Source organism: Aquabacterium sp. (assembly GCF_021768455.1).
Lineage (GTDB): Bacteria > Pseudomonadota > Gammaproteobacteria > Burkholderiales > Burkholderiaceae_C > Aquabacterium.
The window spans coordinates 19,611-27,840 of sequence record NZ_JAIZVX010000040.1 but is presented as its reverse complement, the minus strand read 5'-3'; the positions used below and the strand labels follow the sequence as shown (position 1 = coordinate 27,840).

7 protein-coding genes are annotated in these 8,230 nt (G+C 70.5%); 2 read left to right on the top strand and 5 right to left on the bottom strand.

From position 1 onward, the window contains the following. The coding region (locus QZ994_RS07575) for an energy transducer TonB (protein ID WP_290870483.1) at positions 1-331 on the top strand (331 nt) is incomplete at its 5' end. Positions 332-377: 46 nt separating this feature from the next. Here the strand turns inward: QZ994_RS07575 and glcF are convergent. Next, positions 378-1,649 carry a glycolate oxidase subunit GlcF gene (gene glcF, locus QZ994_RS07570; protein WP_290870480.1) on the bottom strand — a complete coding sequence of 424 codons (1,272 nt, stop codon included), beginning with the start codon at positions 1,647-1,649 and terminating at the stop codon, positions 378-380. A gap of 41 nt (positions 1,650-1,690) precedes the next feature. Beyond that, positions 1,691-2,935 carry a glycolate oxidase subunit GlcE gene (glcE, locus tag QZ994_RS07565; RefSeq protein ID WP_290870477.1) on the bottom strand — a complete coding sequence of 415 codons (1,245 nt, stop codon included), beginning with the start codon at positions 2,933-2,935 and terminating at the stop codon, positions 1,691-1,693. 93 nt (positions 2,936-3,028) lie between these two features. On the opposite strand from glcE, the gene QZ994_RS07560 reads away from it, so the two are divergent. Next, the gene (locus QZ994_RS07560) at positions 3,029-3,874 is read left to right on the top strand and encodes a carbon-nitrogen hydrolase family protein (protein ID WP_290870474.1); all 846 of its coding nucleotides are present in this window, start codon (positions 3,029-3,031) and stop codon (positions 3,872-3,874) included. Positions 3,875-3,882: 8 nt separating this feature from the next. On the opposite strand, the gene QZ994_RS07555 is transcribed toward QZ994_RS07560, so the two are convergent. The 3 genes from QZ994_RS07555 to QZ994_RS07545 form a co-directional block, all read right to left on the bottom strand. Then, the gene (locus tag QZ994_RS07555) at positions 3,883-4,284 is read right to left on the bottom strand and encodes a hypothetical protein (protein ID WP_290870471.1); all 402 of its coding nucleotides are present in this window, start codon (positions 4,282-4,284) and stop codon (positions 3,883-3,885) included. A 212-nt stretch (positions 4,285-4,496) separates the two neighbouring features. Continuing rightward, positions 4,497-5,861 (bottom strand): c-type cytochrome biogenesis protein CcsB, encoded by a 1,365-nt coding sequence (ccsB, locus tag QZ994_RS07550; protein ID WP_290870469.1) that lies wholly within the window; start codon positions 5,859-5,861, stop codon positions 4,497-4,499. Positions 5,862-5,904: 43 nt separating this feature from the next. Next, positions 5,905-8,127 (bottom strand): cytochrome c biogenesis protein ResB, encoded by a 2,223-nt coding sequence (locus tag QZ994_RS07545; RefSeq protein ID WP_367172269.1) that lies wholly within the window; start codon positions 8,125-8,127, stop codon positions 5,905-5,907. Between the last annotated feature and the right edge of the window lie 103 nt (positions 8,128-8,230).

The window sequence follows — 8,230 nt, the reverse complement described above, 5'->3', positions numbered from 1 at the left end:
GGCCCCCGTGGTCGTGCCCTACCCCGATGGCGTGGTGGCCCACAGTGGCCGCCTCACGCTGCAACTGGCGGTCTACATCGACGAGAACGGCCATGTGCGCCGCACCGAGCCGGTGGGCGAGCGCCTGGAAGCCGCCTTCGAGCGCGCCGCCAACGACGCCTTCCTCCAGGCCCGCTTCCGCCCCGGCGAGCGCCAGGGCCAGGCCGTGAAAACCCGGCTGCTGATCGAGCTGGCCTTCGAGGCCCTGCCCGCCGACGCCGCCCGCGGCATGCGCCTGAGCGCCGCCGGGGGGCTGCCCGCGCCAACCGAGACCCACACCCTCGCCCGCTGAACCACGCCCCGGCCCAGCGCCTGCGCAGTGCCGACTCAGTGCCGGCTCAGTGCCGGCTCAAGGCCTCGTCCAGCAGTTCCAGCCAGTGCTTGACCGGCGTGCCCGTGCCGCCCTGCAGGTGCGTGATGCAGCCGATGTTGGCGCTGGCAATCACGGCCGTGCCCGCTTCCTGCAAGGCCGCCAGCTTCTGGTCGCGCAAGGCCAGGCTCATCTCGGGCTGCAGCACGCTGTAGGCACCGCCGGCGCCGCAGCACTGGTGGCTGTCGCGCACGGCCAGCTTCACCTCGAAGCCGAGCTCGCGCAGGCCACGCTCGATCGGGCCCGGGCTGGCCGCGCTGCTCAGCTTTTGCGCATGGCTCAGGCTGCAGGGAGGGTGGAAGGTCAGCGCCCCCAGGCTGGCCGCGCGCTTGCCCAGCTTGCGCTGCAGCGCCGGCAACCAGCCCGCCAGCAACTCGCCCGGGTCGCGGACCAGCGCCACCACACGGCGAGCCTTGTCGGCATAGTCGGGCTCATCGGCCAGCAGCTGGTCGCAGTCCTTCACCCAGGCGCCACAGCCCGAGGCGTTGATCAGGATGGCCTCCACCGGCGTGGGCGAGTCGATGTAGGGCCACCAGGCGTCGATGTTGCGGCGTGCGCGCACCTTGGCCCCGGCCACATCGCCCATGTGCCCCTGCACCGCCCCACAGCAGCCGCTTTCCGGGGCCTGCACCGCCCGGATGCCGATGGCATCGAGCACCCGGGCCGTCGAGGCATCGATGTGGGGCCGCAAACTGGGCTGCACACAGCCCTTGAGCATCAGCACGCGGCGGGCGTGCAGGCTCTTGTGGGGATCCGGCCAGGCGGGGGGCGCCAGCGGCGCGCGCTCCGGCACCTTGGCACGCAAGGCCGCAGGCAGCAGCGGCCGCATCCACTGCCCCAGTCGCAAGGCCACACCGAACCAGGGCGAAGGCATCAGCGTGCGCAGGCCCCAGCGCAGCAGGCGCTCACGCCCCGGGCGGGGCACGGCCGCGTCCACCACCGGTTGGCCCAGGGCCAAAAGCTCGTGATAGGGCACGCCCGAGGGGCAGGTGCTTTCGCAATGGCGGCAGCCGATGCAACGGTCCAGGTGCTGCTGGGTGGTACGCGTGGGCGCCTGGCCCTCGAACACCTGCTTCATCAGGTAGATGCGGCCACGCGGGCCATCGAGCTCGTTGCCCGTGTGCCGGTAGGTCGGGCAGGTGGCGTTGCAGAAGCCGCAGTGCACGCATTGGCGCAGCACGGCCTCGGCCTGTCGGCCTTCAGGGGTGGCCGCGTGTTCGGGGGCGAGCTGTGTCTGCATGGTGGCGTGCGGAGGTCAGGACAGAGAATCGGGGCGCGTGATCAGGGCTGGGGATCGGTCGGCGGTGTGCCGCGAGGCCAGAGGCGACCGGTGTCGAACACGCCCTGCGGGTCAAAGGCGCGCTGAACCTGGTGGTGCAGGCGCCGCATCACCGGCGAGGCCAGCGCCTCGTTCACCAGGGGCTGCACCGTGGCGCTGCACACCACCTGGGCATGGCCACCGGCGCGGGCCGCCGCCTCGTGCACCGCGGCCGCGGGCAAAGGGGTGCACAACCAGCGCTGGGCGCCAAACCACTCGCTGAGCTGCTCGCCGGGCAAGGCCAGGGGCGCCGTCGTGGCCGGCACCGAGAGGCGCCACAGGCTCACGCCCTGAGCTCCGGCCTGGGCCACGGCCTGGCGGGCGCGGACGAAAAACTCGTCACGCTGGTCGCGCAGGCCTTGCCAGAACTGCTCGGCCACGGGCGGCGCCAGCAGCTCGCCCTTGCGCTCGCGGTACAGGCCCTGCACGGCGCTGGCCACGGCGGCGCGCGCGCCCCGCAGGCGCAGCACCAGCAGGCCATCCCACCAGGCCGAGGCGTCCAGGGGCAAGGCCTGCCCAGCCCAGCGGTTGACCTGGGCCAGGGCCTCGGCCTCGCCCAGCTCAAAGCGCATCGTGGCCGAGACCACCGGCTGCGGCATCACCTTCAGGGTCACGTCCAGCAAACAGCCCAGCGTGCCCCAGGAGCCCGCCATCAGGCGAGACAGGTCAAAGCCGGCCACGTTCTTCATCACCGAGCCGCCCAGCTGCAGCACCTCGGCACGCCCATTGAGCAGGGTGCAGCCCAGCACGTGGTCGCGCACCGCACCGCGGCTGACACGCCCCGGCCCCGAGAGCCCGGCGGCCACCATGCCGCCCACCGTCGCGGCGCTGGCCTGCTCGGGCGCCTCCAGCGCCAGCCGGGGCGGATCAAAGGGCAGGTACTGACCGCGTGCGGCCAAGGCCGCTTCCAGCTCGACCAGGGGCGTGCCGGCCCGCGCGGTCACGAACAGCTCGCTGGGCTCGTAGCGGGAGATGCCCTGCCACCCCCGGGTGTCGAGCGGCTCGCCCTGGCGGGTGTCGCCCAGGTGATCCTTGCTGCTGCCGCCGCGCAGGCGCAAGACGGCGCCGCGGCGGGCGGCGTCACGCACCCGTTCCAGCAGATCGGCCACCGGTGCAGGCTGGGACTCGGGGGCCAAGGGCACCGCACCGGGCAGCACGGAAGCCGAATCAGGCAGGGGGGCGCTGGCGCCCAATGTGGGTTCGGACATGATGCCCCCAAGCATAGCGGCTCAGGCGCCCGGCTCAGGCCTTATCCTTGCCTGGCTTCCCCCACCTTGCCCTCACCCGCCCTGAGTCCGCCCATGAAAGTCGCCGCCCTGCAGATGGTTTCCACGCCCCGCGTGGCCGAGAACCTCGCCACCGCCCGCGCCCTGATCGCCCAGGCCGCCGAGGCCGGCGCCGAGCTGGTCGCCCTGCCGGAGTACTTCTGCCTCATGGGCCTGCGCGATGCCGACAAGCTCGTCATCGCCGAGCCCCTGGCCGACGCCCTCGCCCCCGACGCGGCCACCGCGCCCATGCAGGCCATGCTGGCCGAGGCCGCTCGCACCCACGGCGTCTGGGTGATCGGCGGCACCCTGCCCCTGCGCGGCCACGAGGCCCAGCGCGTCAGCAACACCACCCTGGTCTACAACCCGCAGGGCGAGCGCGTGGCCCGCTACGACAAGGTCCACCTCTTCTGCTTTGACGACGGCACCCGCCGCTACGACGAGGCCGCCACGCTCACCCCGGGCACCGAGCCCGTGGCCTTCACCCTGCACGACCGAAGCGGCCAAGCCTGGCGCATCGCCCTGGCCGTCTGCTACGACCTGCGATTCCCCGAACTCTTCCGCCAGCTGGGCCGCAGCGAGCCGCTCGACCTCATCGTCCTGCCCGCCGCCTTCACCGACACCACGGGCAAGGCCCACTGGGAGTTGCTGCTGCGCGCCCGCGCGGTCGAAAACCTCTGCCATGTGCTGGCCCCGGCACAGGGCGGTCTGCATGAAAACGGCCGCGCCACCTTTGGCCACAGCCTGGTCATCGGCCCCTGGGGCGAGGTGCTGGCCATGCAGGCCGAAGGCCCCGGCGTGGTCCTGGCCGAACTCGACCGTCAGCGCCAGACCACGGTGCGCACCCAGCTGCCGGCGCTGCAGCACCGCGTGCTGGGCTGAGTCCCCGCTCAGGAGACCGTCGGCGGCAGGCGCAGGTCGGCGTCGGCCTGGGCGTTCCAGTCGGTGTGCACCACGCTGGACGAACCGAGATGGGGCGTCAGGGCCCCGAAAAGGGTCAGGGCATGGGCCTGCATGCCCTCGCGGAAGTGCTTGCGATCGAACAGCTTGGCCTGGGCCTCGGGCGGCAGGTCGGTGATGTTGAGCACGTTGCGGCGGATCAGGGCGTCGATCAGGTCCTCCAGCACGCGGACGAGGTCGGCGTCCATGGAGGCAAAGCGCGCTGCATCCGGGTCGCGCCCCAGGAAGGCCCGCACCTCGGGGTGATCGGGGCTCAGCGACTGGGCGCCGGCCACCGGCTCGCGGTGCAGGCTGGCGATCTGGCCCAGGGCGTCGCGCAAGGCGTAAGGCATGGCGGGGTCTCTCGGTACAGGGGATGCCGGGTTATCGGCCGCCCGGCCCGCCGGCTTGACCCCGATGTGCACCCCCTGCGCGGCCGCGCGCCCAAAAAAAACCGCCGGACAAGCCGGCGGCGGCAGGCGCCACTCAAGGCACCCAAGGAGAACAGACCATCGCAATGGGACCGTATGCAAACCGCGGGCCAGGCTGGCCGCCCCAGCCTGGATCAGAGCTGCCCGTAGGAGTGCAGGCCCGAGAGGAACATGTTCACGCCCAGGAAGGCAAAGGACGTGACCAGCAGGCCGGCCAGCGCCCACCAGGCCGCGAACACGCCGCGCAGGCCCTTCATCAGGCGCATGTGCAGCCAGGCGGCGTAGTTCAGCCACACGATCAGGGCCCAGGTCTCCTTGGGGTCCCAGCTCCAGTAGCCGCCCCAGGCCTCGGCCGCCCAGAAGGCGCCCAGGATGGTGGCGATGGTGAAGAAGGCAAAGCCCACGGCAATGGCCTTGTACATCACGTCATCGAGCACGTCGAAGGCCGGCAGCTTGCTGGCGATCTGGCGGCGTGCGCCCACGATGCCCGCCACGATCAGCGCCGAGATGCCGAAGTAAACCGCCCAATAGCTGCTCACCATCTGCTCGGCACCCGGCTTGCTGCGGAACACGATGGGCTCGAAGCACAGCACCACGCCCACCAGCCACAGCGGCGCCAACTTCCACCAGCGCGATTCGCTGGCATGGTGCTTGACCAGGTAGGCAAAGGCCACCATGGCCGACATCGCGAAGGTGCCATAGCCGATGAAATTGGCCGGCACGTGCAGCTTCATCCACCAGCTCTGCAGGGCCGGCACCAGAGGCTGGATTTCGCTGGCGCTGCGCTCCAGGGCGTACCAGAGCAGGAAGCCCACGGCCGCACTCACCACCAGCATCACGAAGGCGCCCAGCGAGCCCAGGTCCTGGCCCTGGCGCGCAAAGCGGTCTTCGTAATACAGCCAATAGGCCGTGGTCAGCCACGAGAACAGCACGAAGACCTCGTAGAGGTTGCTCACCGGGATGTGGCCGATGTCGGGGCCGATCTGGTGGCTCTCGAACCAGCGCACCAGCGTGCCCACCAGGGCCATGAAGACCCCGGCCCAGGCGATGCGTGAGCCCAGCTTCGTGGGCGTCGGGCCCTTGCTCACGACCCCGATCCAGTAAAACACCGTGCTCATGAAAAAGAGCACGCTCATCCACAGGATGGCGCTCTGGCTGGACAGAAAGTACTTCAACCAGAACACCTGATCGGCCTTGGCCAGGTCGGCCCCGTAGCCATCGGTGGCGCGCATGTAGAGCGCCATGGCGCCCCAGGTCGCCAGACCCGAGGTCAGGAACAGCAGGCGCAGCGGGCGCCAGAACCAGCCCAGGGCGATCAGGCTGGGCACGGCGCCGGCCAGGATGGCCTTCTCGTAAACGTCCATCGCCGGGCCATGGGCCCGGAATGCCCAGCCGGCCACGGCCACCACCAGGGCGGCAAACAGCCAGTCGGTCAGAGGGCGGCGCGCGCCTTGCGGGGCAGCAGGCAGCGGGGTGCGGCCAGAGGTCGTGGTGGTCATGCTTTGTCTTCCTCGGTCTCTCTTGTCGGGGGCGCGGTGCCGTTCAGCGCGACGCCACGGTCGGGGCCGTGGCAGCCTCGCCCAGCAGGGTCTGACGCAGTTGCTCGAATTCGCGGTCGGTGTCCAGCGTCTGGCGGGTCGACGACAGGGCCATGCGCAGGCCCGTGCCACCTTCGGGCGCGGCCTGCAGCCAGACCCACAGGCGGCGTTCGCGGATATAGAGCATGGCGAACACGCCGATGATCAGCAGCACACAGCCCAGGTAGACCACGTTGCGACCAGGGGTGCGCGTGACCTGGAACACGCTGGCCTGCTTCTGCTCGAAGCCATCGAGGGCGAACACCACCGGCGCCGGGTAGAACACCGCGTCAGACAACGACAGCACCGCCTGGGTCATGAAACGCTGGGCCGCCTCGCTGTCTGGCTTGAGCGGCGCCAGGCCGGCGCGCTCGCGGCTGAGGTTGGCCAGCTCGAACAGCCCGCCATTGAGGATGCGGATCAGCGTGCCCGAGGTGCGCTCGCGGTCGGCTGCAGGCACCACCTGCTCGATGAAGGCCGACAGGGCCTGCAGGCCCCCCGGCTGGGCTGCGCCAGCCTGCGCGGCCTCGGCCCCCGAGGAGGCCGCCGCCACGGCATCGGCGGCGGCCTGGATGGGCACGGCCCCGGCGAAGAGGTCCATGGCGCGCTGCGCCGAAATCGCCAGCTGCGACTGCAGATCGGCCCGGTCGGCCGGCGCCGCCATGCGGCTGAAACGCAGCGCCGCCTGCTTGCGAAGGGCCGCATCGCCCAGGGCCTGGCGCAGACGCAACCAGCCCTGGATGCCGAGTTCCTCGTCGGCCGGCACACGCAGGTAGCGGAAGCCCTCGGCCGGCGTGTCGCGCACGCCCAGCAGGAAGACCGACTGCCCGTCGAGCTGCACCGGCACCATGAAGTTCTGGTACTCGCGGGCCTGGCCTGCCGGGTCGCGCAGCTTGTAGGTCACCGAAGGGCCGATGTTGACCAGGGTCTTGTCCCCTGCCGGTTTGGCGCCCGAACCCAGGTGCTTGCTCAAATCGGCCAGGTTCACGCCACGCACATCGGTGGCCGCCGCGGCCTCGGCCCCCCGGCCCGCCTGGGCCATGTTTTCCACGTTGATCACGCGCAGGCCCGTGACCTCCAGGCTCAGGTCGCCGCCCACGGGTTGGCCACCCTGGGCCTTCCACCAGGCCTCGGGCAGGCGCACGGCCGCCCCGTTCACGCTGGTCGAAACCACCTCGGTGGCGGGGCCTGTGGCGCCCAGGGCCAAAGGCCGCAGGCGCACCACCGAACCGCCGTCTTCGAAACTGGACTGGAAGATGGTCACGCCGTCGTAGACCACCGGGTGGTTCACCTCGACCGTGAAGGGCTTGCTGACCTTGTTGCGCGCATCGTGGATGACGATGTCGGAGGCAAAGCGCTTGGGCATGCCCGTGTCGTAGTACTCCACCTTGAACTGCTTGAGCTCGACCTCAAAGGGCAGCGGCTGCACCAGCATGCCCTTGTCGAGGTTGACCACGGCCGCGTCGGTGCGCTGGCCTTCGGGCACGAAAAGCTGGGCCCGGTAGGCCGGGTTGCCCTCGCTCAGGCGGCCCTTGGGAGGCTCGGTCTGGCCTTTGAAAGGCTGCAGGCCCTGCGCCCAGGTCTGCACATTGATGAGCAGGTCACCGTCGAACAGCCCCCCGAGGCAGATCAGCACGATGGCCGAATGCGCCGCGATATAACCCAGCTTGTTGGCCGCACCCAGGCGGGCGCCGAACATCACACCCTGCTCGCCGTGCTTGCCCTCGCCGGTGCGCACGTCCTGCTTGATCGACCAGCCCTGCTGGCCCAGCACCTGCTGCACGCGGGCCTGGGCGGCGTCCAGCGGCTCGGCCAGCGTGCCTTCGGCATGGTGATGGAAGGCCTTGAGCGCGCTGGCGCGCACCTGCTCCTTGTGCGTGCGCCAGTCGACCAGGATGCGCGGCGTGTTGCGCACCACGCACAGGCTGGTCGAGACCACCAGGAAAGCCAGGATCAGGAGGAACCAGCCCGTGCTGTAGACCCGGTACAGGCCAAGGGCGCCGAACACCTCGGCCCAGTAGGGCCCGAACTGGTCGACGTAGTTGACCAGCGGCTCCCCCTGCTTGACCACCGTGCCGATGGCCGAAGCGATGCAGATCACCGTCAGCAGCGAGATCGCAAAGCGCATCGATGCCAGCAGGTCCAGCAGGTCGTTGCGCCAGGACCGGGCGGGGCTGGCGGGAGACAAGGGGGTCAGGGAAGGGGGCTGTACTGCGCTCATGGCATCAACAAAAAAGGCGGGCACCCTCGTGAGGGCCTCCCGCCTTGTCATGCAGACCCCGGTCAGACCG